22 protein-coding genes and 1 pseudogene are annotated in these 26263 nt (G+C 64.7%); 11 read left to right on the top strand and 12 right to left on the bottom strand.

Annotation, left to right across the window (positions count from 1 at the left end):
* Window positions 1–8: 8 nt before the first annotated feature.
* The 3 genes from VKI00_RS29670 to VKI00_RS29660 are packed head-to-tail and all read left to right on the top strand — an operon-like array spanning window position 9 to window position 2712.
* Window positions 9–569 carry a sigma-70 family RNA polymerase sigma factor gene (locus VKI00_RS29670; RefSeq protein ID WP_324444608.1) on the top strand — a complete coding sequence of 187 codons (561 nt, stop codon included), beginning with the start codon at window positions 9–11 and terminating at the stop codon, window positions 567–569.
* Window positions 566–1261: an anti-sigma factor gene (locus VKI00_RS29665; RefSeq protein ID WP_324444606.1), complete on the top strand. Its 696-nt coding sequence runs from the start codon at window positions 566–568 to the stop codon at window positions 1259–1261. The genes VKI00_RS29670 and VKI00_RS29665 overlap by 4 nt, the downstream gene beginning before the upstream one ends.
* Before the next feature lie 44 nt (window positions 1262–1305).
* The gene (locus VKI00_RS29660; protein ID WP_324444604.1) at window positions 1306–2712 is read left to right on the top strand and encodes an NAD(P)-binding protein; all 1407 of its coding nucleotides are present in this window, start codon (window positions 1306–1308) and stop codon (window positions 2710–2712) included.
* Here the strand turns inward: VKI00_RS29660 and VKI00_RS29655 are convergent.
* The 4 genes from VKI00_RS29655 to VKI00_RS29640 all read right to left on the bottom strand — a co-directional run bounded on the left by VKI00_RS29655 (window position 2677) and on the right by VKI00_RS29640 (window position 6040).
* On the bottom strand, window positions 2677–3519 hold the full coding sequence (locus VKI00_RS29655; protein WP_324444602.1) for a hypothetical protein: 843 nt from the start codon (window positions 3517–3519) through the stop codon (window positions 2677–2679). The genes VKI00_RS29660 and VKI00_RS29655 overlap by 36 nt on opposite strands.
* 18 nt (window positions 3520–3537) lie before the next feature.
* The gene (locus tag VKI00_RS29650; RefSeq protein WP_324444600.1) at window positions 3538–5079 is read right to left on the bottom strand and encodes an aldehyde dehydrogenase family protein; all 1542 of its coding nucleotides are present in this window, start codon (window positions 5077–5079) and stop codon (window positions 3538–3540) included.
* 68 nt (window positions 5080–5147) lie between these two features.
* Window positions 5148–5663 (bottom strand): mycothiol transferase, encoded by a 516-nt coding sequence (locus VKI00_RS29645; RefSeq protein ID WP_324444598.1) that lies wholly within the window; start codon window positions 5661–5663, stop codon window positions 5148–5150.
* A gap of 11 nt (window positions 5664–5674) precedes the next feature.
* Window positions 5675–6040 (bottom strand): VOC family protein, encoded by a 366-nt coding sequence (locus VKI00_RS29640; protein ID WP_324444596.1) that lies wholly within the window; start codon window positions 6038–6040, stop codon window positions 5675–5677.
* 178 nt (window positions 6041–6218) lie between these two features.
* Here VKI00_RS29640 and VKI00_RS29635 point away from each other — a divergent pair, with 178 nt between their 5' ends.
* Window positions 6219–7316 (top strand): tyrosine-type recombinase/integrase, encoded by a 1098-nt coding sequence (locus VKI00_RS29635; protein ID WP_324444594.1) that lies wholly within the window; start codon window positions 6219–6221, stop codon window positions 7314–7316.
* Here VKI00_RS29635 and VKI00_RS33915 read toward each other — a convergent pair.
* Entirely contained in the window at window positions 7257–7535 is a 279-nt protein-coding gene (locus tag VKI00_RS33915; RefSeq protein ID WP_414687331.1) for a helix-turn-helix domain-containing protein, read from the bottom strand. The genes VKI00_RS29635 and VKI00_RS33915 overlap by 60 nt on opposite strands.
* An 899-nt stretch (window positions 7536–8434) precedes the next feature.
* Here VKI00_RS33915 and VKI00_RS29630 point away from each other — a divergent pair.
* Together VKI00_RS29630 and VKI00_RS29625 are read left to right on the top strand one after the other, a co-directional pair.
* Entirely contained in the window at window positions 8435–9433 is a 999-nt protein-coding gene (locus tag VKI00_RS29630; protein ID WP_324444592.1) for an AAA family ATPase, read from the top strand.
* A gap of 801 nt (window positions 9434–10234) precedes the next feature.
* Window positions 10235–10459, top strand: a complete 225-nt coding sequence (locus VKI00_RS29625) for a hypothetical protein (protein ID WP_324444590.1) — start codon at window positions 10235–10237, stop codon at window positions 10457–10459.
* 374 nt (window positions 10460–10833) lie between these two features.
* On the opposite strand, the gene VKI00_RS29620 is transcribed toward VKI00_RS29625, so the two are convergent.
* Complete coding sequence (locus VKI00_RS29620) at window positions 10834–14010, bottom strand: ATP-binding protein (protein ID WP_324444588.1); 3177 nt, start codon at window positions 14008–14010, stop codon at window positions 10834–10836.
* 206 nt (window positions 14011–14216) lie between these two features.
* On the opposite strand from VKI00_RS29620, the gene VKI00_RS29615 reads away from it, so the two are divergent.
* Window positions 14217–16889 carry an ATP-binding protein gene (locus tag VKI00_RS29615; RefSeq protein ID WP_324444586.1) on the top strand — a complete coding sequence of 891 codons (2673 nt, stop codon included), beginning with the start codon at window positions 14217–14219 and terminating at the stop codon, window positions 16887–16889.
* Window positions 16890–16934: 45 nt separating this feature from the next.
* Here the strand turns inward: VKI00_RS29615 and VKI00_RS29610 are convergent, their stop codons facing one another.
* The gene (locus tag VKI00_RS29610; protein ID WP_324444584.1) at window positions 16935–17537 is read right to left on the bottom strand and encodes a recombinase family protein; all 603 of its coding nucleotides are present in this window, start codon (window positions 17535–17537) and stop codon (window positions 16935–16937) included.
* A gap of 213 nt (window positions 17538–17750) precedes the next feature.
* Between VKI00_RS29610 and VKI00_RS29605 the strand changes: the two genes are divergently transcribed.
* Entirely contained in the window at window positions 17751–18245 is a 495-nt protein-coding gene (locus tag VKI00_RS29605) for a hypothetical protein (RefSeq protein ID WP_324444582.1), read from the top strand.
* Window positions 18246–18302: 57 nt separating this feature from the next.
* On the opposite strand, the gene phoU is transcribed toward VKI00_RS29605, so the two are convergent.
* On the bottom strand, window positions 18303–18950 hold the full coding sequence (phoU, locus tag VKI00_RS29600; protein ID WP_324444580.1) for a phosphate signaling complex protein PhoU: 648 nt from the start codon (window positions 18948–18950) through the stop codon (window positions 18303–18305).
* Between the two features lie 577 nt (window positions 18951–19527).
* On the opposite strand from phoU, the pseudogene VKI00_RS29595 reads away from it, so the two are divergent.
* Window positions 19528–19838: pseudogene (locus VKI00_RS29595) on the top strand (DUF3349 domain-containing protein).
* Window positions 19839–20080: 242 nt separating this feature from the next.
* On the opposite strand, the gene VKI00_RS29590 reads toward VKI00_RS29595, so the two are convergent.
* Complete coding sequence (locus VKI00_RS29590; RefSeq protein WP_324444578.1) at window positions 20081–20809, bottom strand: hypothetical protein; 729 nt, start codon at window positions 20807–20809, stop codon at window positions 20081–20083.
* Window positions 20810–21070: 261 nt separating this feature from the next.
* On the opposite strand from VKI00_RS29590, the gene VKI00_RS29585 reads away from it, so the two are divergent.
* Window positions 21071–22792, top strand: coding sequence for an N-acyl-D-amino-acid deacylase family protein (locus tag VKI00_RS29585; protein WP_324444576.1), 1722 nt, complete (start codon window positions 21071–21073; stop codon window positions 22790–22792).
* On the opposite strand, the gene VKI00_RS29580 is transcribed toward VKI00_RS29585, so the two are convergent.
* Entirely contained in the window at window positions 22789–23409 is a 621-nt protein-coding gene (locus tag VKI00_RS29580) for a TetR/AcrR family transcriptional regulator (protein ID WP_324444574.1), read from the bottom strand. The two genes, VKI00_RS29585 and VKI00_RS29580, sit on opposite strands and share 4 nt — an antisense overlap.
* 103 nt (window positions 23410–23512) lie before the next feature.
* Here VKI00_RS29580 and VKI00_RS29575 point away from each other — a divergent pair, with 103 nt between their 5' ends.
* Entirely contained in the window at window positions 23513–25030 is a 1518-nt protein-coding gene (locus VKI00_RS29575) for an NAD(P)/FAD-dependent oxidoreductase (RefSeq protein ID WP_324444571.1), read from the top strand.
* Between the two features lie 130 nt (window positions 25031–25160).
* Here VKI00_RS29575 and VKI00_RS29570 read toward each other — a convergent pair whose 3' ends face one another.
* Both VKI00_RS29570 and VKI00_RS29565 read right to left on the bottom strand, forming a co-directional pair.
* Window positions 25161–25484, bottom strand: coding sequence for a heme-binding protein (locus VKI00_RS29570; protein ID WP_324444570.1), 324 nt, complete (start codon window positions 25482–25484; stop codon window positions 25161–25163).
* A 179-nt stretch (window positions 25485–25663) separates the two neighbouring features.
* The coding region (locus tag VKI00_RS29565) for a TCP-1/cpn60 chaperonin family protein (RefSeq protein ID WP_324444569.1) at window positions 25664–26263 on the bottom strand (600 nt) is incomplete at its 5' end.

Raw genomic sequence — 26263 nt, 5'->3', positions numbered from 1 at the left:
ACTGGTCGATGACCGGACCGCGGCACAGCAGCCACCTGGACGCATTGCTGCAGCGGGTGGCGCGTCGCGATGCGGACGCGTTCGCCCGGCTCTACGACGACACCAGGGCGCGGGTATACGGGCTGGTGACTCGCGTGTTGCGGGACTCCGGCTACAGCGAAGAGACCACCCAAGAGGTCTACCTAGAGGTGTGGCGGACCGCAGAGGCTTACGACTCGGCGAAGGGCTCCGCGCTGTCCTGGCTGATGACGATGGCGCACCGGCGCGCCATCGACCGAGTGCGAGCCGAGCAAGCCGCCACCCAACGAGAATCGCGATACGGCGCGTTCACCCTCGAATCGGCCGGCGATGTCGTCGCCGAATCGGCGATCGCCGCCGATGAGCGCCGCCGGGTGGTCGAGTGCCTTGATGGGCTGACCGACATTCAGCGTCAGTGCATCGAAATGGCCTACTACGGCGGTTTGACTTACGCTGAGGTGTCACAGCGGTTGTCGGCCAACCTGTCGACGATCAAATCGCGGATGCGCGACGCGCTGCGCGGTCTTCGTAATTGCCTGGGTGTGCCATGACCGAGCCGAACGATTTCGAGCTGCTCGAGCTGGCCACGCCGTACGCGTTGCACGCGGTATCCGATGACGAGCGTGCCGCCATCGACCGGCAGCTCGACGCGGCGCCGCCATCGGTCGCCGCGGCCTTCCGCGACGAGGTACGCGCGGTCCGGGAAACGATGACGGCGGTTTCGGCTGCGACGGCCGCCGAGCCACCGACCCACCTTCGCGCGGCGGTGCTGGGCGCGGTGCAAACCGACACCGCGCGTCGATCTCGCTGGCGCACAGCGCTATTGGCTGCCGCAGCCGCAATTGTGGTGGGTTTGGCGGCCTTCGGCGCCGGAATCGCGATGCGACCAGCGCCCACGCCCAGTATGGCCCAGCAGATCATGGCGGCATCGGACGTGCGAACGGTCTCCGGCCAGCTAGGCGGCGGGACCGCGACGGTGGTGTTCTCGCGGGGCATGAACGCCGGTGTGTTGATCATGAACAACGTGCCCCCGCCCACGCAGGGCACCGTGTATCAAATGTGGCTGATCGGTGACAAGGGCCCGACCTCGGCGGGCACGATGGACACCGCGGCCGTCGCGCCGTCGACCACCGATACGCTGACCAACCTTGGCACTTCCACCGCGTTGGCGTTCACCGTGGAACCCGGCAACGGGTCACCGCAGCCGACCGGGAAGATCCTTGCCAAGCTGTCGTTGACCTAGCCGGACGACGATGACCTAGCCTGGCGGGTACGGGGAGGACCGGGGTGGAAAGAATCGAGACGGATTACCTGGTCGTCGGTGCGGGGGCGACGGGCATGGCGTTCACCGACACTCTGATCGCCGAGACCAACGCGCACGTGGTGCTCGTCGACCGTGGCCATGCGCCGGGTGGGCATTGGAACTCGGCCTACCCGTTTGTCCGCTTGCATCAGCCGTCGTCGTATTACGGCGTCAACTCCCGGACGTTGGGCAGCGACACCATCGACCGGGTCGGCTGGAACGAGGGGCTTTACGAGCTGGCCACCGTGGGCGAGGTCTGCGCCTACTTCGACCAGGTCATGCACCAAGACCTGCTGCCTAGTGGGCAAGTGTCCTACTTTCCGATGGCGGAGTACCTCGGCGACGGCCGATTTCGCACGCTGGCCGGCGGCGACTACACCGTCGACGTCCGCAGACGAGTCGTGGACGGCACCTATCTCAAGACCGTAGTGCCGTCCATGCGTCCGCCGCCCTATCACGTCGGCGATGCAGTCGATTGCGTCGCGCCCAACGACCTGCCGGCCTCGGCGGCGGGCCACGACCGCTTCGTCATTGTCGGCGCGGGCAAGACGGGTATCGACGCGTGTTTGTGGCTGCTACGCAACGGCATTCAGCCGGATCGGCTGACGTGGATCATGCCGCGCGACGCCTGGCTGATGGATCGGGCCAACATCCAACCCGGCCCACAATTCCTGGAGCAGTTTCAGGCCGGATTCGGCGCACGCCTGCTCGCGATCGAGGCCGCCACCAGCATCGAGGACTTGTTCGACCGGCTGGAGGCCTGCGGCAATCTGCTGCGGCTGGATCCCGCGACGCGCCCGAGCATGTACCATTGCGCAACCGTGTCGCAGGCCGAACTGCAACAGCTGCAACGCATTCAAGACGTCGTGCGAAGGGGGCGGGTGCAGGGTATCGAGCCCGGCAAGATCATGCTGGACGACGATGCGATACCCGCCCACAGTTCGACGCTCTACATCGATTGCAGCGCCAATGGGCTGGAACGACGTTCGCCGGCAACAGTTTTCGACAGCCACCGGATCACGCTGCAGAGCCTGCGAGGCTGCCAGCCAGTGTTCAGCGCCGCCCTGACCGCCCACGTTGAAGCCGCCTACCACGATGATGCGCGGCGCAACGATCTGTGCGCACCGGTGCCGCACCCCAACACCGACCTCGACTGGCTCACCACGACGATCGCCGAGCATCGCAACCAGATCCGCTGGCTCGAGGACATCGAGCTGATGGAATGGATTTGCGCGGCACGGCTGGATCTGATGCGGCACATGTATGCCCCGCTGATGGGCAAACCGAAGGTACGCGACAAGGTATTCGGGCTGATCAAGGCCGGGCTGGAATCGGCTAATCAGAAGCTGGACGCGCTAAGCCTTTCGCAAACTGCCGAGCATTGCCGCTAACACGCCGAGCGCTACCAGCGCGCCGCCGGCGGCCAGCGTCAGGTCGAGCCATTGGTGCAGGCTGCTTTCGGCTTGACCGACCATGACGTCGGCGATGCGGCGGATGTCTCCGGTGGTGTCGTTCAGCGCATCGTTGATACGGCGGCGGCCGACTTCGATTGCCGCCCAACCGCCGGCGCCGACCAGCAGCGCCGAGATACCCAGGCCGGCCAGCGCCCTGCCGCGGCTGCGGGCGACGATTAGTGTCAGCAGCGCGCAGATGCCGGTCAGCCCCGCCGCGGCGATGCTCACCCATGGACCCCAGGTCGCCAACAGCCGTAATTTGCCTGGCTGCAATACCTTTGGCGTCGTCACCGTCACCGGCACCCGCAACGTCTCGGGCACCTGCACGTGGTAGTTCGACAGCATGGCCGTAAACGCGCTGTCTTTCAGCATCCCGGACAGGTCGACGACCCACTGATCGCCTTGCGACTGCGCGTTAGCGCCGGTGAACATCCAGCTGTGCGCCATGCGGTTGGCGTCGGCGAACTGCGGCGGGAAATCCGGGCCGGCGGTAAAGCCGGCGGCGACATCGTGGACCGTTGACGAGTCGACCTTGTAGCCGCGCTGGTTGATCAGCACCATCGCCCGAGTGGTCAACTCTGATGCCACCGCGGCCTGCAGCGCCGGATCACCTGCCGCCCTCTTGGCCATTGCCGCGTAGCCGTTGACGTCGATGATGTGCGTCTGCGCCCACGCCGTTGGCAGCGCAACCGCCAACCCCGCCGTCGTAAGCAGCCACAGCAGCATCGTCACCGCGAATCGCACGCGGTCAAGCCTACGAGGCTATTTGGCGACGCGACGCGGACGTGCCAGCGCCATCCGGGCCATCATCCGGTTGATGCGCTTCAGCGCTTTCAGCGAGTTGTGGTAATAGTTTTGGCCCGCGCCGACGTTGGTGCGCGGCCCGACGACGGTCTCGATGCGACAGAACTTGCGCAGCCCGTCGGCGCCGCCGAACCGCGCCCCGATGCCCGACGTCTTCCAGCCGCCCATCGGCGCCGTTGTGCACATCAGGTTGGTGATCACGTCGTTGATGTTCACCGCGCCGCAATCAAGCTGCAGCGCAACCTCTTTCGCCTGCTCAAAATCACCAGAGAACACCGAGGCACTCAACCCGTATTCGCTGTCGTTGGCCAGTCGGATCGCTTCGTCCGCCGAACCGACCTTCATGATCGGCAGTGTGGGACCGAAGGTTTCCTCCGTCATGCACGCCATCGAGTGGTCCACGTCGACCAGCACCGTGGGCGGGTAGAAGCTGCCCGACGTGTTCGTGCGCTGGCCACCTGTCAATGCGCGCGCACCGGCCGCCACCGCGTCGCGGACGTGCCGCTCGGTGACCGCCAGCTGCTGCTCGTCGATCAGCGCCCCGAAATCGTGTCCCTCGCCGGCACCGACCCGCAGCGCCTGCACGTCACGGACCACGGCCTTGACGAACTGGTCGTACACCTGCTCGAGGACATAGACCCGCTCCACCGAGACGCAGGTCTGCCCGGCGTTGAACATCGCGCCCCACACCGCGGCGTGCGCGGCCAGATCGACGTCGGCGTCCTCGAGAACGATCATCGGGTCCTTGCCGCCCAACTCCAGGCTGACCGGCGTCAATCGACGGGCGGCGCGCTCCATGACCTTGCTTCCGGTTGCACACGAGCCGGTGAACTGGACGAAGTCGACGTGGTCGACGACGGCTTCGGAGACCTCGCGGGCGCCCTGCGCCACCGCAAGCACGTCGGGCGCTCCGGACTCCAGCCAGCCGCGCCGCAGCACCTCGGCGGTCAGCGGGGTGCGCTCGGACGGCTTCAGCAGCACCGAACACCCCGCGGCCAGCGCGCCGATGCCATCCATCAGCGCGTTGGCCACCGGGTAGTTCCACGGCGCGATGATGCCCACGACGGGCCGCGGCCGGTAATGGACGGTGATCTTCTTGATCGCCATGAACGGCAGCGCCGCCGGCCGGCGCTCGGGCGCGAGCGCCTTCTCCATCGTCTTGATGTAGTACGACAGGATCATGATCAACAGCGGCACCTCTTGTGCCGCGTCCACCGCGGATTTGCCGGTTTCCTTGATCAGCAGCTCTTCGATCTCGCCGCGGTGCTCGCCCAGCCACACCGCGAAACGAGCCAGCACCTTGGCGCGCCCGGCGGGGCCACGCTGTTCCCATTCGCGTTGGGCCGCACGGAGTCCGGCGGCGATCCTGGGCACATCGGCCGGGTCGGTCCAGTGCACCTTCCCGGCGACTGCACCGGTAGCCGGATTCAGGATGGTGCCGGTGCCGGAAAACTCAGGAGCGCTGGTGACAGCCGTGTCATGGGGTGTGGTCGCAGTCATAGCGGCCATGGTAATCGCGCCGTGTGATCAAGAGCACAGCGCCCTCGACAGGTGTCAAGTTTCAAAGGCTAGGGCACGATGCCGAGCAGGTAGGCAGCTTGGCCGAGGTGCTGGGCACAGTCGTCGATGATGCTGACCAACCGGGCACTCGCGGTCACCGGCGGATCCCAGTTGCGGTCCACGACGCGGGCCAAGTCCTCGGCAGTGACGTCCGCGACGAATTCCAGCGTCACCTTGTGCACGGCGTGGTAGTAGCCGGCCAGCAGGTCGATCGATGCCGTTACCTTGGTCACCTGTCCGGGACCGTGGCCATAGCCGGTGTCGTTGCGCGGCAGGTCCAACCCGAAGCGGTCGACCCACCCGTCCTGGATCCACACCTGCTCGATGCCCGCGATCGGGGCCAGCTGGATGTCCTGCACCCGCGCGCTGTGCCAGATCAGCCACGCGATGCTGTTGGCCTCGGGGCTCGGCCGGTAGTTGGCCCGTTCGTCGGTGAGTCCGTCGGTGAGCTCGTCGACGTGTTCGATCAACCGAGTGAACGCGTCACGCAGCAACTCCCGGGCGGCGGCATCCGGACTCTCCATACTCGGCGACCCTACGCGTGGCAGACCGCCTCGACGTTGTTGCCGTCGGAGTCACGGACGAAGGCGCCGAAGTAGCCGGGGTGATATTCCGGCCAAAGCCGCGGCGCGTGCAGCGACTCGGCGCCTAACTCGACGGCGGCTTGATGGAACGCCCGCACCGCGTCGTGGTCGGCCGCGGCGAAGGCGAGATGCACTTCCCGGTTGGGACCCATGCCGGCGCCTTCGGCGATCCAGAAGGCGGGCTTGCCGTCACGGCCATAGCCGATGGCATCCCCGAAATCCGCCTGCCGCGAATAACCCAGCACGCCCAGCACAGCGTCGTAAAACTGCTGCGATCTGGGGTAGTCGAGGCAGTTGATTGCGAAATGGTCCAGCATCAGCGCCGCTCCTCCTCATCGCTTTGCTCCGCATCGTCGTCGGCGCGCACGAACTGCTCCTGGCATCATCGCGCGGCTCGGTCGTAGATTATTTAGGGGTACGTTGATGGCCTCTGAACTGCGGTGTATCGAAGTTAGACACAGCACTGGACACAGCGGTCGTGTATCGTCCCCGGTCATGGCATCCATCGCACCCCAGGCAAGCAAGCGATTCCCCGATGGACACAAGGTCCGCTACCGCCATCCCGACGGCACCGCCGGGGCGCTCACGTTCCCCGACGGCCGCAGCGCCGAGAAGTTCGTCAAGCTGATTGACGCGCTCGGGGTGGCCGACGCGCTGGAACGTGTCGGCCGGACCGCGCCGCAGCCGGTAGCACCGACCTCGCCGACCGTGGCTGCCACGCTGGAACGCTACGCCGCCAGTCGCCCATCACTCGATACCGTGAACAAGTACCGCATCATTGCGCGGCGCACCATCAACCCCGTGCTGGGTGATGTCCCTATCGCCGACCTGACAGTCGATGACGTGCAGTCGTGGCTTAACGGTCTGACCATCGCGGGCCGGTCGATCCAGCAGGCACACATGGTTCTCAAGGCGTCACTGTCAGCCGCTATTGATCGGGGCGAGCTGACGATCAATCCGGCGCGGAAAGCGTCACGCTCGGGCGGCTCAGGGGTGCGCCTCCCCCGCCGTCAACCGGGCAAGCAAGCGGTGTTCCTGTCACGCGAGGAAACGGCCCTAGTGTTGGCAGCCGTCCCCGAGCGGCACCGCGTGCTGATCGAGTTCCTGCTGGCTACCGGATGCCGCATCGGAGAAGCGTTGGCGCTCACCCCAGCCGACATTGGTGACGGGACGGTGACATTCAGCAAGTCCTACAGCAGGCGAGCCGACGCCGACGGTAACCGCCCATTCGAGCTGGGAGCCGCCAAGACCGCAGCCAGTGAGCGGACGATAGCGGTGTCGCGTGAGGTGCTGGCCGAGCTGGACCTATGGGGCACGTTCGTGTTCACCAACGACACGGGCGGAGCGATCAACGCGGACAGCTTCCGCAAGAACGTGTGGATTCCGGCGATGGTCAAAAGCGGGCTACCGAAGCACCGTCGGCCTGCGCTGCACGATCTCCGCCACACCCACGCCTCCCGGTTGATCGACGCAGGGATACCGATTGTTGCCGCCTCAAAGCGCCTGGGGCACTCGAACGTGTCGATCACGCTGTCAACCTACGCGCACGTTGCCGGGGACGCTGACGAGCGCATCCTTGCGGCGCTGGCGTGAGTTGGGCACAGGTAGGTCGTCGTCCCTGGCGACCGCGCACGCCCTGATGATGTTCTCGATATCGTCCACGGAGAAACGTAGGTGACGGCAGACGCGACGGGCGGGAAACGCGCCGGAGCGCACGCGGTCACGTAGCCAGTCTTCGCTGTCGCATTGGAGCAGTTCGCAGACTTCGGCAACGCTGTACAGCCGGGGCGCTTCGACGGGTGCTGCGGTCACGGCTATTAGAGAAGCACGCCGCTGCGGGCGTGAAACTGGTTGCAGTTCAGGGCCGTAATCGGGCTGCCGTGTCGGTGGTCGCTGCGGTCACGCTTCTAAAGAATCATGCCGACAAGGGCGTGAAACGGGTGCGAGGCCAAGGCCGTGATCTGCTTGCGCGTCGGGATGGTTGCTGCGGTCATGCCCTACATGTCACCACGATCCGTTCGACGGTCTGCCGGAATCTTTTCGCCGCCCGTAGTTTTCGCCCGTTTACGTGAAACTGGTCTGCCTAAAGTGAAGGCCGTTGGCAAGACAACGACAGCCACGACAGATTCGATCGAAGCATGACATCCGTTTAGATCTCTCTGCGAGAAGGGTTTTCACGCGTCGATGACTGGCTGGGCTGATCGCGATGACAAGATAGGAGCGGAACAATGTCCCACCTGGGTTCAAACACACAAGGCGAAGAGAGCCGGGGGTTGCGTGCAGTGAGCGGACCCCCACACATCCCGGAACCACCCGAAGCGGCATGGACCGGGGAGTGGGAGTGCTTCAAGGGGAGCCGCGGCCACCGGTACTGGATACGGTACTTCGGAGCCGGAACGTGGACGGTCGATACAAGCGCACCTGATCCGGTAGAAGTCAACATAGCCGGCTCCCAATTCTCAGACGGGTCCATCGACATGTGGATCTGCCTAAATGGCCACACTTGCGGCCTAACGGTGGATGAGGCACTGACGCTTGCAGCAACGCTCTCCAGAGCATCAGACGAACTGGAGCGCATTCAAGGCAGCAGCCTGTGAGCAAGCCCCACATTCGCGAACCCATCAAGTGGCACGGCGGGACGAGCGCCAGCAACATCTGAGCTGAGGACTGGTAGGGGGGCGCTACGCGTCCCCCTACTGGCCTTCCCATCCTTGGCGTACACCGGGCCGACAGAAGGCCGTACATCCTGCCTTGCCTTCGACTTTAGCTATCCGCGTGCAACAAGCACAGGACTTCAGAGAGGACTGAAGACCATTACCGACGAAAGCACCTTGGACGCGCTGGCTCCACTGGATTGGATGAATCCACCCACCAACACCGCGAAGACGGTCATCCCCGCCATCGTCAATGCTGGCCAGATTGTCTCGCTGGTTGGCCAAGGCGGAACCGGTAAGTCCCTGCTCATGTTCGACATCGCAATGGCCATGGCTGCAGGGCAATCCGTCCTGGGGCATCCGACAGCCGAAGCGATGTCAGTTCTGTACATCGACATGGAAAACCCGATCGGCGACGTGTACGCACGCCGTACCACCCTCGGCTACGAAGACAACAGCTTGGAGAGGCTGACTTATTACCACATGGCGGACATGCCCGCTCTGGACACCAAGGCGGGCGGAAAGTTCATCGAAGCAATGGCTGGTAGGCACTCACCGGACCTGGTCATCTTTGATACGATCTCGAAACTCGTTGCGGGCGAAGAGTCGAAGTCTGACACTTGGCAGGACCTGTACAGGTACTCGCTGATTCCGCTGCGCCAGAACAACTGTGCCGCAATCATCTTGGACCACCAGGGGCATGACTCCAGTAAAGGTGCCCGTGGCTCATCCGCAAAGCGGGATAACGTCGATCTGCAGTGGATCCAGGGCTGCAACGGTGACCTGATCACTCTGAAGCGGGACAAATGCCGAACGCTGCACGACACTGAGACGCTGAAAATCCGCCGAGGTGGCACACCCCTACGGCACACCATCGAGGTGGACCCCGTCCGAGAGTGCATCACCTTTCTTGACAGCATTGGATTCACGGGCGGTCGACCGGCAGCGGAGCGTGAGTTGGCAGTCCATAACAGGCACTGGCCGAAGTCTGTCCTCGAAAAAGCTCTCCGCCAACGCAAAGCTGCCCAGACTGGAACTGCCCGAAATGCCGCATAACTGCCCGCCCAGGTCAGAGCATGTTTCCAAACTCAATGGCCACCCGGACATCCCGGCACTTTCCGATGAGTAGGCTATTTCCGCAGGTCAACCACGCTTTCCATCACACGCTGCCCAACCACCCGTTGACTGCCCCGACACACACCCCTTTAGGGGTGTGGGCGGGCAGGCAATTGAGCCGATACAGACGGCCGCAGAAGATGAGACACCGAGACAGGGACGCGATCAAGAGAACTCGGGCGTGACCGCACCGTCAGGCTTTGTTGTGTGAGCTGACAAGAGAATCCACCGTTCTCGAAACACGTTGTACGTGTTCGCGTTTGCTTTGAGAAGCAGCTGCGAAATACAGGGGCTGAGATACGCCTGTGGCAGTTGTGCCGCATCGGGAGTTGTGGCACAACTGGCACAACGGGCGGTCTAACGGAGGCCGAGCTCGCGTAGTAGAGCGAGTTCCGCCTCAAACGGCTTCTTACGCTTGCGCTTGGGAGACGGCGTAGGGGCCTGGACGAAGATGACCTTCCCGTCTGGGCCTTCTTCGTATCGCTGGTAGCCCCGAATCGGGGTGTCGAGCGGCTTGCCAGCCCGCCAGAGGCGATAGTGCGAGCTGCACCAGCCGCGTGAGCGGGTGATCCGCCCGCAACCTTCCTTGCATAGAGCCATGATTCTCCTTCGACAGGCTAAGTACGGAATAGCCCAATGAACTACCGGGTCATTCTTTTCGTGGCAGTAGTTGGCGGTGTCACGCGTCGATATGGCAGTGCGCTCGCGGCACGCTGAAAGCTGTCTAGAGAGGACGCACAAATGATAGTGACAGACCAACTCGGCCACGGCGATTGCGTGACATGGCTGACCCGCTTTGGCATCCGGGTGCACGGCTGGTTCATCCGGTACACCAGCGGCAACGAAGCCCTGATTCGGACCAGCGAGGGGCACATGTTCCGCGTACCGCTGGACAACCCCACGGTCGTGCGGGCCGAATGCGACCCCGTCACCCCTCTGACCTGGGCATCTCCAGTCTATCAGTGAATTTGCATTTGCATGGTCGACCGGATTTTCGCCGGGGAGAGAGACGCCGATTTGCTCGGGGTGTCCGCCCATGGTCGCCCAAGGGGGTGACCCCCTGGCGAGCGAGCCATTGTGAAGGATCGGAGAAGCCTTGGGGCACAGGAAGATTTGCTGCCGGAGGCTCGGCGTAGCCGCCACGTCGATACACGATCCTGAGCGAGATGGACGTGCCGACCCTTACCCTGCCGCTGTGCCACTTCGGATGTGTGGCACAACTGGCACGGCTAGCGATACACGTATCGCTTCGGGTTACTGCTCCTTGCTCATTAGCTCGCCGTCAATGGAGGTCGGTTCGCAACCGGCTTACGCATTCGAGGGATACAGGACCACCGCGGTCATGGCATCGCCTCGGCCCACTCGATATGCCCCTCGAAGCCAAGCGTTTTCGTCATGTCGCGGTAGCGATCCCTGAAGTCGCGGTAGGCGGCTTCGTCACCACGTGCCCGCGCCAGTAGAGCTCGCAGCCGCAACAGCCAGATGTCGCGCACAACCAGACCCTCATCGGCGGGCGCGGCCGCTAACCGCTCGATCGCGGCCTGGGCTTCGGCCACGTCACCGTCGGTCCCGCGATCAAGCAGCGTCTCCACCAGAACACCCGTTGCTGGAACGCCCCACGTCAACAGCCGTCCCTCGCGGAACAGATGGTCGACGGTGGCGCGGATGAGCGGTAGGGCGTCGTCGTGATCTCCACGCCGGGCCCTCTCACGCGCCACGCACACGTTGACGATCGGTAAAAGGCCCAGGAGATACCCCTGGCGTAGGAGCACGTCGCTGACCTCGGCCAGCAGTTTTTGTCCGCGGTCACGCTCCGCGTCCGTTGGGCGCTGCACCAGCGCAACGCCCAGCGTCATCCGGCCGATGGCTAACGCGAGGTCATCACCGGATTGTTCGGCAATCCGTAGGGCATCCTGGCTCTCGCGCATCGCGCGATCGTCGGGCCTCAGCACGCCCATCGGTATCCCCGCGACGTAGACGTAGGTGATGACCGTGGCGTAGGACATGGGGTCGGCGGTGCGGGCCATGGCCAGGCCGTGCCGCAGGTCGTCTGCCCATCCGGGACGACCCAGGCAATAACGGGCATTACCCCGGCTCGCAAAGGCGAGTGCTAGCGGAGACCCGAAAAGGAAGTCGCCTTTGGAGGGGTCACCGTCGGCCAGGTCGATGACCCGCTGTGACCAGCGCAGCACGTCAGAATACTCGGCGCTCTCAAGCTTGGCGTAGATCACCGGCAGGGACAGGCCCACCGTCAAGGTTGGATCGCCGATGGACTCGGCGAGGGTCCAGGCTTCCGATGCCAGCTGCGACGCCTCGCGCATCCGGTCCCGATACGCGTGATCCATCACCAGCCCCGCCATCGCGATGGCCAGTGACGCCTTGTCCCCGACGGCGGTGCACAACTCCCGCAATTCCTCAAAGCGGGCCCCGGCCACATGTTCCTGGACTCGAAAGGCGATTCCGCACAACATGGTGCGCGGAGCGATGCACATTGCTGCCCGGTTTGGGTCCTCGGCGGGTAGTGCGTCGGCGATCTGTTGGGCGCGCTCCCAACTCAGTCGCGCCGCGGCGATATCGCGGTTGGTCGCCCACGTTGCGGCGCGCATGTGCCAGCCGTAGGCGGCGTGCAAGTCACCGGCGGCCTGCAGATGTTCGGCAATCAGCGCAGCATTCTCCTCGACCTCTGCCGGGTCACGTGATTCGATCGCGGCCGCCACACGCCGGTGCAGCTCGGCGCGATCCGACTTGAGCTGCGACTCGTAGGCCACCGTGCGGATCAGCGGATGGTGAAACACAAACTCGGGTTGCCCGGTGAACCTCACCTGATCAATGAGCTCGGTTGCCACCAGGTCCTCAAGGACAGGATCAATGCCCAGCGTTTCCAGCACGCCCTGGCTGAACCGCGAGCCAACCACTGCCGCCGCGCTTAACGTGCGCTTGGCTGTCGGGTCGAGGCGGTCGATGCGCGCGGCGATGGTGGCCTGCACAGTGGCGGGCATGCTGACCTCAGCCACATCGGCCATCGACATGTAGGTACCGCGGTTGCCGCGCAGCACACCACGCTCGGCCAGCTCACGGACTATCTCCTCGGCGAAAAATGGATTACCCGCGGCCCTTTCGGCGATCATGGTGGCCAACCCAGCGACCGAGGGGTGCGCCCCGAGCAGCCCCGAGACCAACGCTGCGGTCTCTGAATCGCTCAGCGGCGCCAGGGCGATGCTCGGCGCACCGGGCACCCGGCTCAACGCGCCTCGATATTCGGGGCGGTAGCTGATCAGCACCAGTGAGTGCGTCTGCGGGATCACCGTGAGGAACTCGGCCAGCATCGACTCGCTGACCTCATCGATCCAGTGCAGGTCCTCAATGACGTAGACCAACGGGGCTTTTCGGGCCAGCGACGTCGCATTGACCAGTGCCGTCAACCGCCGCCGCCGCGCATCCGGGTCGATCTTGGGCAGCTCCACCTCGGGATCAGCGATGCCCACCAGGTCATCGAAGAGCAACACGTCCTCGGGGTCGGCATCGGGGACTTCGGCCCGCACCACCGCGCGGGCAGCCGAGGCGTCCAGATCAGCCACCCTGGCGGCGGCACGCAGCAACCGCGAAACGGCGTAAAACGGGATGTCACTGGCGTGCGATTCGCAGAAGGCAGTGAACACCTCGATACCCGTGGCCGCTGCCATTGCGGTGACCTCGCGCACCAGGCGGCTCTTGCCGATGCCCGGTGAGCCCACCACGCCGACCACCGCGCCATGGCCATCGATGGCGCGGTCCAGCAAGGCTTCCACGGCCGACATCTCCCACCGTCGACCCACCAGCGTCGACTCCGCACGCCCGCCGGCGCGATGCCCTTCGCCCATGGCCAGCAACCGATGGGCGGGTAACGGCGCGTCGGCACCCTTGATCTGAACCAGCTCAGATTCGCCGAGAGTCGCCGCACCCTCGACCAGCCGCGCGGTGGATTCGCTGAGCATCACCGCGCCCGGTGGTGCGACCGATTCCATCCGCTGCGCCAAACCAACCTGCTCACCCACAGCGGTATAACCGAAAGGACCCGAACCGATTTCACCAGCGATTACCTGACCGGAGTTAAGTCCCACGCGCAACTGCAAGTCCACATCGTCGCGCTCACGGACGTTGACGGCTAGCCGCTTCGTCTCCTCCTGAAGGCCCAAGGCCGCCAGACAGGCACGAATAGCGTGGTCTTCCAACGCCACTGGCGCACCGAACACCGCCATGATCCCGTCACCGGTGAACTTGTCCACCGTGCCGCCGTAACGCTGTACTACGGCCGAAGCACGGTCGATCAGGTCGGTCATGATCTCACGCAGCCGCTCGGCACCGACCGCCGCGGCGATGTCCATTGAGTGAACAACATCGGCGAACAGCACCGTGACCTGCTTGTACTCGGCGTGTGTGCCCGGCTCGGCAACGGGCGAGCCGCACTTGTTGCAGAACCGTGAGTCCGGCGGCAGCTCCGTACCACACGACCCGCACGCCAAACCTGCGGCAGTCATGTCGTCGCCGTGGATATTGCCGCACTACCGTCATGAGCATCGCTCACGTCACTATCGTGTCACCGCTGGCCAGCCAGCATGTGCCATATCGCCGCTGCGATCCGCTCAACGGGTAGCGCGCCGCGCCGGCCTCCCCTGCCGGTCTCTGGGGGCGGATTCCGCCGATGTCCGAGGTGGGAGCGTGTCGGTTGTGAGATTCTGCGGGGGTGTCCGCTGCTGCGGCGGCTGCTCCTTCGGGGGTGGTGACGTTTCTGTTCACCGACGTCGAGGGTTCGACCCGTCGGTGGGAGAAAGACGCGGATGGAATGCGGGCGGCGCTAGCCGCCCACGACACGGTGTTGCGCACCGCGATCGAGACGCACGGGGGCTGGTTGTTCAAGCACACCGGCGATGGTGTGTGTGCCGCGTTCGCCTCGCCGCGCTCGGCGGTGGATGCCGCCGTCGCCGCGCAGCGGGCGCTGGGATTGCCGGTGCGAATGGGATTGGCAACCGGCGAGGCCGAGTTGCGGGAGGGCGATTACTTCGGTGCGGTGCTCAATCGCGCGGCGCGGGTGATGGCCGCCGGGCACGGCGGGCAGATCCTGTTGGCCGAGTCGACCGCGGGTCTGCTCAGCGGAGTTGATCTGGTGGATTTGGGGCCGCGGCGGTTGCGGGATCTGCCCACCGCGGTGGGGGTGTTCCAGGTCCGAGCGGCGGGCCTGCACACGGAGTTTCCGCCGTTGCGGGCGCTGGATGCGAGTCCGGGGAACCTGCGGGCTGCGACCACCAGCTTCATCGGGCGTGAGTCGGAGGTCGCCGAGCTGCAGGCCGCGGTGAAGGCTCATCGGTTGGTCACGCTGACCGGGGTGGGTGGGGTCGGCAAGACCCGACTGGCGGTGGAGGTCGCGGCGCGGCTGGGCGATGAATTCCCGGACGGGGTCTGGTTTTTCGAGCTGGCCGCAGTCACCGACCCCGCGGCGGTACCCGACGCCGTCGCGGCGGTGTTGGGCATCACCCAACAGCCCGGGAAGAGCGTGAGCGAGTCGGTGGCCGCCGCGCTGGAGGGCCGGTCGCGGCTGCTGGTGTTCGACAACTGCGAGCACGTTGTCGACAGTGTCGCGGATCTGGTCGAGGCGATCCTGGCCGCCTCGGCGACCGTCAAGATTCTGGCGACCAGCCGCGAAGGATTGGGGGTCAGCGAAGAACAGTTGTGGCGTGTCCCGTCGCTCGACGTCAACTCCGGAACCGAATCCGCCGCCGTGAACCTTTTCGTTGACCGTGCCCAAAGTGTGGTGTCGGACTTCTCGCTGGCCCAGCCCGGCGAGGCGGACGCTGTGGTGGAAATCTGCCGCAGACTCGACGGCATCCCGTTAGCCATCGAGCTGGCGGCCTCGCGGATGGCATCGATGACCGCCAGCGAGGTGCGTGATCGGCTCGATCACCGGTTGCGGCTGCTGGTCGGCTCCCGGCGCGGCCTGTCACGCCACCAAACGCTGCGCCACGCCGTCGCGTGGTCCTACGACCTGCTCGATGACGCGGAGAAACCGCTGCTGGAGCGGTGTTCGGTGTTCGCCGGGGGATTCGACCTCGAAAGTGCCTGCGCCGTGGCGGGTTCCGATGATGACTTCGCCACCCTGGATCTGCTGGATGCGCTGGTGCGCAAGTCGCTGCTGGTCGCCGACAGGTCTTCGGGGCGGACCCGGTTTTCAATGCTGGAGACGATCCGCCAGTTCGCCGAGGAGCAACTCGTCGCCAGCGGTGTGGCGGACGAGGCGCGGACCGCCCACTCGCGGTACTTCGCCGGACGCGAAGCCGACATCCTGGCCCTGTGGGACAGCCCCCGTCAACGCGAGGCTTACGACTGGTTCACTGTCGAGCTGGCCAATCTGCGCACCGCGTTTCGGTGGGCCGCCAACCATGGCGACCTCGACGTGGCCGCCACCATCGCCACCTACGCGGCGTGGGTGGCCTATCTGATAGAGAATTACGAACCGATCGCGTGGGCCGAAGAGCTTGTCGAGCCAGCCCGAGCTGCCAACCATCCCCGGCTAGCAGCCCTGTATGTCATGGCGTCGAACTGCTACATGGCCGGACGGATCGATCCGGCTATTCGCTACACCGAGGCCGCCCAGAGGGCGATCAGCGGTGGAAGTTACCACGTCCCGTGGGGCACCGGAGGAATCGTTGGCGCTGCCTATGTTGCTGTCGGCCAGCCGGAACGGTGGGTTCGGTTGTGTCGCGCTCAACTGGCGCACGGTCTGGATACCCACCCGTACACCACGGCGTCACTTGTCATGGGACTGAATGCTGCTGGTTGCTTTGACGAGGCGATGACGGCCGCGAACGGTTTGATCGATGCCGCTGAAGCGACCGGCAACCCGTCTGTGCTTGCATATGCGCTTCAGGGCTACGGCTGGGCCGTGCACGACACCGACCTTGTCCGCTCGCTCGCTGCCCTGCGCCGTGGCCTGGTGATCGCCCAAGAGAGCGGAAACCGCGCCATGGTGTCACACCTGGCGACCAACCTGTGCGTAGTTGAGGCGCGACATGGTGGTGAGCCGCTGGCCCTCTTCAATTACGTCACCGTGGCGATCGGCAACTATCACGACTCGGGCAACACCTATATGATCCGCGCCCCGCTAATGTTGCTTGCCGTGGTTTTCGACCGGCTCGGACGATACGAGCCAGCGGCCACCATCGCCGGGTTTGCCGCCACCTTCCCTGTCGCTTCCGCCATGCCAGAGTTCAGCACCGCGATCACCCACCTCAGCGAAGTCCTCGGCGACCAGACCTACGAATGCCTCGCCCGCAAGGGTGAGATGATGACCACCGCCGAGATGGCGACCTACGCATACGACCAAATCGACCAGGCCCGAACAGAACTCGAACAGCTTGGTTGAGTTGCGCCAGTCGCGTGTCCAACGCCAGGGCGGCGCAACATGTTCTCAATCGCCTTCAGCAGTCTGTTCGGCCAAGACCCGGTACACCGTCGCCCGGCTCACGCCGAGGGTGTTGGCAATCGTGCTCGCCGATTCGCCATTAGCGTGCATCCGCTGCGCCAGACCGGCTTTCTTCACATCGAGCGCCTTGGGTCGTCCGATGTGCTGGCCGCGTGCCCGACGCGCTTCCCGCGCCGCACTACGCCGTTCGCGGCCGAGTTCAAGTTCAAGTTCGGCAAGGCTGGCCAGCACGCCCGCGACCATACGGCCAGTGGCGTTTGAGGTGTCGATGCCTTCGCGCAGCGAGCGCAACACAATCTCTCGGTCGCGCAGCTCACGAATCGTCGTCATGACTTCGGCGGCGTTGCGGCCCAAACGGTCGATGCCGACGACGACGATGGCATCGCCAGGCCGGGCGTAATCAAGTACCGCGGCCAGGCCGGGCCGCTGCTCACGGGTCGAAGTGCCGGACAGCTTGTCGCGGTAGACCCGCTTCGGGGCCACACCGGCTGCGGTGAGCGCATCAAGTTGTTGGTCGAGCGACTGATGGCCGGTGCTCACCCTCGCGTAGCCGAGTTGAACACCTGTGGGGACGGGGGTTGCGGTCATGCGAAGAGTATGTCTCAAAAATCGCAGAACTACAAGTTATGCGACAACTCTTTTGAGGCTACTTCTGAGACAGCGCGACGTGGCACTTCATTTGGCTCTGTGAATACTCGCCGCGCTCGTCTCACAACTAAAGTTTCGAACAATCCGGGCTGGGCGCAGTCGCTCATAGATGTGCTGGCGCGGTAGTCGTCCTCATTCGGTCAACCCCAAGTCATGGTGGGGTTCATCTCCGATAACGTCGTGCAGGTGGGGAGAGGTACTGCCCAAGTCGTTGCGATGGTGCCGGTTGCGGAGTTGCGTCAAGCTGAGTACTACAAGGCGCTACTGGGTGAGCAGCGGGCACACGTTGAGGATGAGATACGTAACTGTTGTGTGGCGCTAGCGCAGACCCGCGAACAGCGGAAGATACTGCGCCTGCGTCGGCAACTTTTGGAAAAGCGAAGGGAACAGTTCCGGCTGCACTGCCTCCACCAGGCGCTTGATCGCAGATTCTTTCCGCGCAAGCGATCGAGGTCGAGCCACAATGTTTGCTTTGATATTGACGTCTCCCGCTACGGCTCGCTGTGGATGATTCGCATTCCCGAGATCGATGTTCTGGCCAAGGTCAGTCGCCGCGAGGAAGCTGAGATGACGGCTCGCGAACACATCGCGGTGAGCATCGGCGTCCCCATTGCCGACGTGGCAGTGCAGGTTGTGGGGGAGTCGTAAGTCCCATCGCCGGATTGTGTACGTCGGCACATTGACGCTGAACCACCTCGCCGTTGGCTACCCGTCCGGTACCCGTCCGGTGACCTGGAAGACGACGCGGCGACCGATCTCGACCGCATGGTCGGCGAATCGCTCATAGAACCTGCCCAACAGCGTGACATCGACAGCCGATGCGACGGCGTGCTTCCACTCCCTGTTCATCAGCACACTGAATAGATGACGGTGCAGATCGTCCATCGCATCATCTTCGCGATCAATCTCTGCGGCCTTCTCGGGATCGCCTGACAGCACCACATCCCTTGCGCTGTTGCCGAGTTCGACCGCGATGCGGCCCATCTCGGCGAAGTAGCCTTTCACTTCCTCGGGTAGCGCGTGGCCGGGGTGGCGGCGTCGGGCAATCTTGGCGACGTGCAGCGCGAGTGCGCCCATCCTCTCCGCGTCGGCGACATTCTGTAGCGAGCCGACGACCGAACGCAGGTCGCCCGCGACGGGTGCCTGCAACGCCAGGAGCACAAACGCGGCGTCCTCGGCATCTGCTGCCATCGCGACCAGCTGTTCGTGCTCGATGATTACCTGCTCGGCAAGCAACAGGTCCGCCTGCAACAACGCTTGGGTGGCGCGTTCCATCGCGGTCCCGGCCAGTCCGCACATCTCCCCTAGCGCGGCGGTCAGCGCCTCAAGTCGTTCGTGAAAGGCGGTGCGCACGCCCCACCCTAGACCGTTGCGGACCCGCAAGGCCGTCGATGGACGCGCCGTAAATGTCCCTTGCCTGGGGATGACAATCGGCGTAGAGGTGGTGATCGCGCTAGGTTTGGATGGTCGGCGCGACGGTTGCCAGGCTGAGTTTTGCTCACCATCGTTTTATTGGTTCACCATCGGTTTCCCTTTGGTTAACGTGTCGTCGTGCGAAGCCGACGTCACGGACCGATGTCCGCCGCTGACCGCGAGCAGGCTCGTTACTTCGACGAGCTGCTTGGCTGTCATCGGGCGAAGCTGGACCAGCGGATCGACGGTCTATCCGCGCAGGTGTCCAAGATGGACCGTATAGGCGACGACGCGAGAGTTAGCCGCCGTACGCAACGGACTATCCGAGCACTTGAGAGGGACGTTCGCAGGATTGATCGGATGCGGGACGCCTTGAGGCTTCGGCTTGAGATTCTGAGCATTGGGGCTTGATTCGGCGTAGCGTGCTGCGGCTACAAACGTCTGACCAGCACGAAATTGCGATCCGACGGATACTTGGCTGGCATGGGTCGGCTCGACCGAAGCAACGAGGTCTCACATGACACTTTCGGGCATGTTGTCGAAGGTGATCGGATTTCTGCGTGCTGGCTACCCAGATGGCGTACCGACCACCGACTATGTGCCGTTGCTCGCGCTGTTGCCGCGCAGGCTGTCGGAGACGAGGTGGTCGCACTCGCCAGCGAGCTAGCAGCGGACGGCCACATGCCGATTGACGGAACTGACATTCGCGTCGCCATTTCCAAAATCACCCACGAAATGCCAACACCAGCCGACGCAGATCGCGTCAGGCGTCGGCTTGAGGCAGCCGGGTGGCCGATCAGCGACGACTTTGACACCCCAGGGACGTAAGTCACGACCTAACCCACGGACGGCCATCGAAAATCCGCCAACGTGGTTCGCGACCTCATGCGAAGCGGTGGCTACCCGCTCGATGTGGCTAGCCGAATCTTCTCGTCGGCCTTTGTTGCGTACTGCGTGGACGTTCCCTACCACTGATCAAAACGACCCCCGGCGCCGTTATTACGACGAGGCACGGGGGCTTTCGCTATGCGGGGGCGCTGTGCCAGTTGTGCCAAATGTCGGCGCGGCGCTCAGGACGCCTCTGGGCGTCTCACACTGCAATGGCCGTCCGCTGACCAGACCCACTCACTAGACGCAGGGGAGTAGAGGCCGCGCCGCGTCAGCTCGTCGGCCACCGGCTTGCAGGTGCGCAACGTGCACCGTGCGATGAGGGCCATCATCGCGGCTGGCATCGGCCTGCCGAACAACACCGACCCCTCCATGTACTTCCGCAGCTCCTCGGAACGCTCATCCCAGTTCTCCGGACCCCAGTGGATTCCACCCAAGCTGTTAGCCGCTACCCGCAGGATGTGCTCCACGGTGTACTGGAAGTCGTTGTAGGTCAGGATGCCCGCGTGGTTCAGGAAATCCTTGCGCCCAAGTTCGACCACCTGGTCGCCCGATTGGCTCGTCGGGCCCAGCTCACCGTTCAGCAGGTCCGCCCGCATCGCGGCGGCGATGGTCACCCGTTTGATCTCGGGGTTGGTGGCGTGGATCTGCGCCCAGCGGGCATCCAGTTCCTTCTGCAGCTCTGGTGAGATTGGTGGCGGTCCCGCCTTCACGACGCGGAACTTCACATCCATGGATACCGCCGCGCTCGCGTCGTCCAGAAGCTTCTCCAGCAAAATCGGCCGCAGCAAACCGGCGACCTTGATCAGGTCGTATTCGCTGGGATTGCTGGACAGCCTCTGGTCTATGTCGACTAACGTCTCCACGAACAACTGCTCGATCTGCATGTCTTGCTCTTCCTGGTACTCCACCCGGTGATCGGCACCGGCCGAAGATTTCCAGAGTACGCCTGAATCACACTGGTGTCATTCCACCTGCAGCGGCCACGGTTCCGAGCTGGCATTCGCGGGGCTACCCTTCAATGGTGGGCGCTGATCATGGGCCAAGGTGAGTGTGTCCAATGGACACACGGCGATCCGTTTTCCCAGCTCATTGGAGCTACTTTCATGGCACCTTTGGACACCCCGAACCTGTTTGACCAGGTAAATCGGCTGAAATAGGAGACTATTTAGATGACCTACGACCTCATCATCCGCAACGGCACCATCATCGACGGCCTCGGCGGTGAACCGTACATCGGAGACGTCGCGGTCCGCGACGACGTCATAGCGGCTGTCGGCTCTGTGAATGGCGACGGCGCGAAGCGGGAGATCGACGCGACGGGCCTGCTGGTCACCCCAGGCTTTGTCGATCTGCACACCCACTACGACGGCCAATCCATCTGGTCGGAGCGTCTGACTCCGTCGTCGGCGCACGGGGTGACGACGGTGGTGATGGGCAACTGCGGCGTCGGCTTTGCGCCGTGCCGCCAAGAAGACCACGACGTCCTCGTCGACGTGATGGCCGGCGTCGAGGACATCCCTGGCGTCGTCATGACCGACGGCCTGCCGTGGACCTGGGAGACCTTTCCGGAATACCTGGACGCGCTGGACTCGGGCAAGCGCGATATCGACGTGGCCGCCTACCTGCCGCATTCGCCGCTGCGCGTCTATGTGATGGGTCAGCGCGGCGCCGACCGCGAACCCGCCAACCCCGACGACCTGGCCAAGATGCGCGCGCTGGCCACCGAGGCGATTCAGGCCGGCGCGCTGGGCTTCGCGACGTCGCGGTTCACCATCCACAAGACTGAGAGCGGTTCACCGATACCGAGCTACGACGCCGCCCGCGAGGAGATCGAAGAGATCGCGCGAGGCGTGGTCGACGGCGGCGGCGGTCTGCTGCAATTCGTGCCCGACATTCCGGCCGGCGGCTACCAATCCGTGCTGCAAACGGTATTCGACGTCGCCGAGGACGTCGGGCTGCCGGTCACCTTCACCCTCGTCGTCGCCAACGCCGGCGACCCGACCTGGCCGGACGCCATCAACATGATCGAGAAATCCAATGCCGCCGGCGGCGACGTCACCGCGCAGCTGCTCCCGCGGCCGATCGGCTTGATCATGGGGCTGCAACTCTCCGCGAACCCGTTTGTGCTCTACCCCAGCTACCAGGAGATCGCTGCGCTGCCGCTGGCCGAGCGCGTGGCGGAGATGCGCAAACCCGAGGTCCGCGCCCGCATCCTGGCCGACAAGCCCGGCGTGGGGCACCCGATCCTCATCGTGACGCAGATGTGGGACTGGATCTTCCCGCTGGGCGACACCCCCGACTACGAACCCGACCCGTCGACCAGCATCCGGGCCCGGGCCCGGGCCCGCGGGGTGAACCCGATGGAAGAGGCCTACGACCGGCTGCTCGACGACGACGGTCGCGCCATGCTGCTGGTCGCCACCAGCAACCTGGAGAACAACTCGCTGGACACCGTCGGCGAGCTGCTGCACCGCGACGACGTCGTGCTCGGGCTCGGCGACGGCGGCGCGCACTACGGGATGATCTGCGACGCCAGCTATTCGACGTACTTCCTGGCGCATTGGGCGCGCGACCGCAAGTCCGGGCGATTCACGGTGCCGGCGGCCGTGCGCGAGCTCACTTCGGTGCCGGCCCGCATCGCCGGGTTGGGCGACCGGGGCCGCATCGCGGTGGGCTACAAAGCCGATCTCAACGTCATCGACCATGCGGCGCTGCAGGTGCACAAGCCGGTGATCACCCACGACCTGCCCGCCGGCGGGCGCCGGCTCGACCAGACTGCCGACGGCTATGTGGCAACGATCGTCTCCGGCGAGGTGATCGCCGAGAACGGCGTGCCCACCGACGCTCGGCCGGGCAAGCTGATCCGCGGTCGCCAGCCAGTGCCCGCCTAGGGGGCGGGCCGGGAAAGCTCTTCGCCGAAAGCAATGAGCGCGCGCCGACCGATGGCGAGGATCTCCTCGTCGAAACCGTTCCCGCCGCGATAAGACAGTTCCAGCACGCGGTCGGCCATTTCGACGGCCACCAGCATGGTTCGCGGGTCGGTCGCAGCCGGGATCAGTCCGGAGTCGACCAGGATCGTGTGCATCCGGTCGGCCAGGGTCTGCATGCGGGCCCGGACATAGCCGGTGACCGCCGGCGAGGTGCGCCCGCCCATCCACATCCGCGCGGTGCTCGGGTGCTCGCCGTAGTAGTGCACGTGCAGGTCGATCTCGTTGTCGAGCAGCTCGGCGACCGAGGTGACCCGCCAGGTCTTCTCCGCAGCCACGCACCGGGCGTCGAGGTCGGCGCACTGCCGCTCGAGCAGTTCACCGAGGATGGCCTCCCGGTCGGCGAAGAACCGGTACAGCGAGGGGTAAGAGACGCCGGCACGATCGGCGATTGCGCGGGTGGTGGCCGCTTCGACGCCCTGTTCGTCGGCGATCGCCGCGGCGGCGTCGAGGATGCGGGTGACTGTCTGCCGGCTGCGCGCTTGTACCGGCGCGCGCCGCTGAACAGGTGCGACGGTCATCGCTCCCTCTTTTCTTCTACGTGTGACAAAAGGCCCTTGACAGCCGTCCGGTAAACTATAACATTAATCGTGTTCTAATTCTTCGCACGCGTCGGGAGTACATATGTCCGTCGATACGATCAACCAGGTCCGCCCGCAAAAGTCATTCACCGGGCACGTCGACGTGCTCATCGTCGGCGCCGGAATATCCGGGATCGGCCTCGGCCACTACTTGGTCGCCATGCAGCCCGGCCGCACGTTTGCCATCATGGACAGCCGTGACGCGATCGGCGGCACCTGGGATCTGTTCCGGTACCCGGGCATCCGGTCGGACTCCGACCTGCACACCTTCGGCTACGAGTTCAAGCCGTGGACCAGCGACAACGCCATCGCCGATGCGCACGAGATTCTCGAATACCTGCATGAGGTCATCGAAGAGGACGACCTGGCCAGACGGATCTACCTGCAGCACAAGGTGATCGAGGCCGACTTCTGCAGCGAGACCGCGCAGTGGACCGTCGTGCTGGAGCGCGACGGAAAGCAGTGGGAGGTCACCTGCGACTGGCTGTTCGGCGCGACCGGCTACTACGACTATGCCGCCGCGCACAACCCGCACTTCGAGGGCCAGGAGGACTTCGAAGGCGTGATCGTGCACCCGCAGTTCTGGCCTGAGGGCCTGGATTACCGGGGCAAGGAGGTTGTCGTCATCGGCAGCGGGGCCACCGCGGTCACCCTGATCCCGGCCATGGCCGACGACACCGCGCACATCACGATGCTGCAGCGGTCACCCACCTACGTGATGCCCCTGCCGCGCAAGGACCCGATCGCCAACGGCCTGCGAAAAGTGTTGCCGGACAAGACCGCCTACCGGATCACCCGCGAGGTCAACAAGGCTCGGCAGCGGCTGATCTACACCATGGGCCAGCGTCACCCCAAGGTGATACGGCGCCTCATCCGCGGCCTCAACGCCTGGGCCCTGCCCAAGGGTTACGACCTGGACACTCACTTCAACCCCACTTACAAGCCGTGGGACCAGCGGCTGTGCGTGGTGCCTGACAACGATCTGTTCAAGGCGATCTGTCGCGGGAAAGCCTCGGTGGTCACCGACAAGATCGCGCGCTTCACCAAGACCGGCATCAAGCTGGAGTCGGGCCGGGAATTGAACGCCGACATCATCGTCACGGCGACCGGCCTGAAACTGCTTCCGCTCGGCGGCATGCAGATCTCCGTCGACGGAGAGGCGAAGGATCCGCATGAGTGCCTGGCCTACAAGAGCTTCATGGTGTCGGGCATCCCGAACTTCGCGTTCGCGTTCGGCTATACCAACTCGTCGTGGACGCTGAAGGTGGACCTGATCTGTGAACACCTGTGCCGGCTAATGGCCTACATGGATCGGCACGGATACACCACTGTCGTCCCGGTCTGCGACGACCCGACGATCGAGAAGCGCCCGTTCCTCGACTTCCCGGCGGGCTACATCCTGCGCTCGATCGACCTGTTCCCGCAGCAGGGGACGACCGGCCCGTGGACGGTGGAGATGAACTTCCGGGCAGACCAGGCGCGGCTGCGCAAGGGCCCGGTGCAGGACCCCGCCCTGCGGTTCAGCACCGCACACGCGGTCGCGGCCGCCGGAGTTGCCTGAGACCGCTGCGGCGTCATATCTGCCACATCAGTGTCCGCGGGCGCTGAGGGAGCCGATGTGCCCGCCTGAGCGATTGTCGGTGACGTCAGGCCGAATTGTCGCTCAGAGGGGGCAGATCGTGCGTGCCGTCTTAGCCGGACAGCGCGTCGAAAAGTGCGGCCAGCTGGTCCGGCGTCACCGCCGTATTGCATTGACCACGCAGGTCGAGCAGCGGCTTCGCGATGTTGCGCAGTTCGAGAGCCTCACCGGGGTGGGCGAGAAAATAGCCCCGCACTAACGACCGTGCGTCCGCCGGCGGTTGGCTGACCGCAGCGGTCAGCACATTGTTGGCATCCGGGTGGCTGTCTAGGTATCCGCTTGCCGCATTCAGCACTCCGCTGGAGGTGGCGGCGAGCCCGCTGGCCGAGCAGGGCGCGGGATCAGCACCCGCCGTCGGCGAGATGAACACGGCCACAGCGCAGAGAACACCGACGGGAACTACGCTAAACAATCTGCGCCGTAAGCCAATTGCGGATGTTGTCATTGGGTTTGTCCCCTTCGTCCCCGACTGCTCGAACCTTTAGTAGATCAGCCGTCCAGCAAAGCGAAAAGCCCGGCCCCACGGAGGGACCGGGCTTTTCGTTGCCTGTGGACTTAGAAGTCCATACCGCCCATGCCACCGGTCGGGTCGCCGGCGGGAGCCGCGGCCTTCTCCGGCTTGTCGGCGACGACGGCCTCGGTCGTCAGGAACAGCCCCGCGATGGACGCCGCGTTCTGCAGCGCCGAACGGGTCACCTTGACCGGGTCGGCAACGCCGGCCTTCAGCAGGTCCTCATACTCATTGGTGGCGGCGTTCAGGCCGGTGCCGGCCTTCGCGTTGCGCACCTTCTCGGCGACCACGCCGGGCTCCAGCCCGGAGTTGAAGGCGATCTGCTTCAGCGGGGCCTCCAGCGCCACCCGGACGATGTTGACACCGGTGGCCTCGTCGCCCGTGAGCTTGAGCTCGTCGAGGGCCGGGGCCGCCTGCAGCAGCGCCACGCCGCCACCGGCGACGATGCCCTCCTCGACGGCGGCCTTGGCGTTTCGCACCGCGTCCTCGATGCGGTGCTTGCGCTCCTTGAGCTCCACCTCGGTGGCAGCTCCGGCCTTGATCACCGCAACACCGCCGGCCAGCTTGGCCAGGCGCTCCTGCAGCTTCTCGCGGTCGTAGTCGGAGTCGCTGTTCTCGATCTCGGCGCGGATCTGGGCCACCCG

The organism is Mycobacterium sp. (genome assembly GCF_035314665.1).
Lineage (GTDB): Bacteria > Actinomycetota > Actinomycetes > Mycobacteriales > Mycobacteriaceae > Mycobacterium.
This window is presented reverse-complemented; position numbering and strand designations above follow the sequence as displayed.

Excerpts from the sequence above, each read along its gene's own strand:
- VKI00_RS29670 (WP_324444608.1), top strand. The coding sequence starts at position 9 with ATGACCGGACCGCGGCACAGCAGCCACCTGGACGCATTGCTGCAGCGG.
- VKI00_RS29640 (WP_324444596.1), bottom strand. The coding sequence starts at position 6,040 with ATGCTGGACCATTTCGCAATCAACTGCCTCGACTACCCCAGATCGCAG.
- VKI00_RS29605 (WP_324444582.1), top strand. The coding sequence starts at position 17,751 with ATGGTGGGGTTCATCTCCGATAACGTCGTGCAGGTGGGGAGAGGTACT.
- VKI00_RS29650 (WP_324444600.1), bottom strand. The coding sequence starts at position 5,079 with ATGACTGCGACCACACCCCATGACACGGCTGTCACCAGCGCTCCTGAG.
- VKI00_RS29620 (WP_324444588.1), bottom strand. The coding sequence starts at position 14,010 with ATGACTGCCGCAGGTTTGGCGTGCGGGTCGTGTGGTACGGAGCTGCCG.
- VKI00_RS29665 (WP_324444606.1), top strand. The coding sequence starts at position 566 with ATGACCGAGCCGAACGATTTCGAGCTGCTCGAGCTGGCCACGCCGTAC.
- VKI00_RS29610 (WP_324444584.1), bottom strand. The coding sequence starts at position 17,537 with ATGACCGCAACCCCCGTCCCCACAGGTGTTCAACTCGGCTACGCGAGG.
- VKI00_RS29645 (WP_324444598.1), bottom strand. The coding sequence starts at position 5,663 with ATGGAGAGTCCGGATGCCGCCGCCCGGGAGTTGCTGCGTGACGCGTTC.
- VKI00_RS29580 (WP_324444574.1), bottom strand. The coding sequence starts at position 23,409 with ATGACCGTCGCACCTGTTCAGCGGCGCGCGCCGGTACAAGCGCGCAGC.
- VKI00_RS29635 (WP_324444594.1), top strand. The coding sequence starts at position 6,219 with ATGGCATCCATCGCACCCCAGGCAAGCAAGCGATTCCCCGATGGACAC.
- VKI00_RS29585 (WP_324444576.1), top strand. The coding sequence starts at position 21,071 with ATGACCTACGACCTCATCATCCGCAACGGCACCATCATCGACGGCCTC.
- VKI00_RS29575 (WP_324444571.1), top strand. The coding sequence starts at position 23,513 with ATGTCCGTCGATACGATCAACCAGGTCCGCCCGCAAAAGTCATTCACC.
- VKI00_RS29625 (WP_324444590.1), top strand. The coding sequence starts at position 10,235 with ATGATAGTGACAGACCAACTCGGCCACGGCGATTGCGTGACATGGCTG.